This is a genomic window from Virgibacillus sp. DJP39 (assembly GCF_049310925.1).
GTDB lineage: Bacteria > Bacillota > Bacilli > Bacillales > Amphibacillaceae > Virgibacillus_F.
In genome coordinates this window covers 1-1,866 of the sequence record NZ_JBMERP010000165.1, presented here as the reverse complement: position 1 = coordinate 1,866, position 1,866 = coordinate 1, and the positions used below count along the sequence as shown (strand labels likewise).

The 1,866-nt window shown below is 40.2% G+C and carries 1 protein-coding gene; it reads left to right on the top strand.

What is annotated here, in order from left to right; translation table 11 throughout:
* Positions 1 to 545: 545 nt before the first annotated feature.
* On the top strand, positions 546 to 1,808 hold the full coding sequence (gene ltrA / locus ACOI1D_RS21450) for a group II intron reverse transcriptase/maturase (protein ID WP_422504234.1): 1,263 nt from the start codon (positions 546 to 548) through the stop codon (positions 1,806 to 1,808).
* The last annotated feature ends 58 nt before the right edge of the window (positions 1,809 to 1,866 follow it).

Below are 1,866 nucleotides of genomic sequence, written 5' to 3'. Positions count from 1 at the left end.
GTGCGCCACGAAAGTGTGCGTGAGTAGCAAGACTACTCAAAGCAGCTATGCTGTACAAATGATGACGGTGGGCCCGTCGGAGTCGCCATACAGGTGGAGATTTCAAACTACCTTAAGGTGCTGTAGTCAAAAGCTATGGTATTGAGCGTTAAGGAAAAGGCAGTCAAGAACTGTCAAGTGCGTGTTATGGAGATGAATGGTCATGTGAACCACTTACGGAAATGTCGAAAGCGTAGAGATTCCATCAAAACTAGGGGGTCGTCGTTAACCTAGGATGAGCTTAGAGGAAACCTGTTTACTGTCTAAGTGGTGGGCGGCATAGAGGTGGCATGAACATAACACAGGCGTTTGTACGGAACGTGGGAACCTACGGGCTGATGTTAAGGGAGTATTTCAAGTGGAAGACCCACAAGAAAAGAGTACCGATGCAGTCATAGGGGCAGATTGGGTTGTAGTAGTGATGAAACTTCTGTAATAGAAGTGGAGCGAAGAATCCAAGTTATTCAGTTTCAAAGATAGGTCAACTTTGAAAGGAGGAGGAACCTATGCAAGAAACAAAACCGTTTAGTATTTCAAAGAATGCTGTAATGATTGCATTTGAGCGAGTAAAAGCCAATAAAGGGACACACGGAATTGATCAACAGTCTATTGAAAGTTTCGAACTAGACTTGAAGAATAATCTGTACAAACTATGGAATCGTATGTCCTCAGGAAGTTATTTTCCTAAACCAGTAAAAGCAGTAGCTATTCCCAAAAAGAATGGTGGAACAAGAACACTTGGCATACCTACAGTCGAAGACCGAGTGGCACAGATGGTTGCGAAACTATATTTTGAACCAACAGTGGAAAAATTGTTTTATGAAGATTCTTATGGATATCGACCAAACAAATCGGCAATTCAAGCGATCGAAGCTACAAGGAAAAGATGTTGGCGGAAAGACTGGGTGTTGGAGTTTGATATTAAGGGACTGTTTGATAATATCCGACATGATTACCTCATTGAAATGGTAAAACGTCATACAAATCAAGAATGGGTCATCTTATATATACAAAGATGGCTAACTACACCTTTTCAAATGAAGGACGGAACGTTAACAGAGCGAATTTCTGGCACTCCGCAAGGAGGAGTCATCAGTCCAGTTCTTGCGAATCTATTTCTTCATTATACATTTGATGATTTTATGGCGAAAGAATTTCCAAATATTCCTTGGGCAAGATACGCCGATGATGGAATAGCACATTGTGCTTCATTGAAACAGGCAAAATATCTTCAACGAAGACTGGAAGAAAGATTTCAATTATTGGGATTGGAATTGAACTTGGAGAAAACGAAAATTGTCTACTGTAAAGATGATGATAGACATTGGAACTATCCGACTATTTCTTTCGATTTTCTAGGTTACACATTTCGACCAAGGCACTCAAAGAATAAATATGGAAAATTCTTTACAAACTTCTTGCCAGCTATTGCCGATAAGGCAAAGAAAGCAATTAGAAAAGAAGTGAGAAGTTGGCGATTACAGCTTAAAGCAGATAAAACCCTGCAGGATATTTCCAACATGTTTAATAAGAAAATCCAAGGATGGATTAATTATTATGGACATTTCTATAAATCAGAAATGTATAGTGTATTGCGATACATCAATAGCTGCTTGGTAAAATGGGTTCGTAGAAAATACAAGAAGCGAAAACATCGAAGAAGAGCAGAATATTGGTTAGGAGCTATTGCACAGCGAGAACGCAAGTTATTTGCGCATTGGAAATATGGAATACTACCGGCGATGAATAATGGGAGCCGTATGAGCTGAGAGGTTCACGTACGGTTCTGAGAGAGACTGAGGGGGAGGTTCCCTTGGTCTACTTACT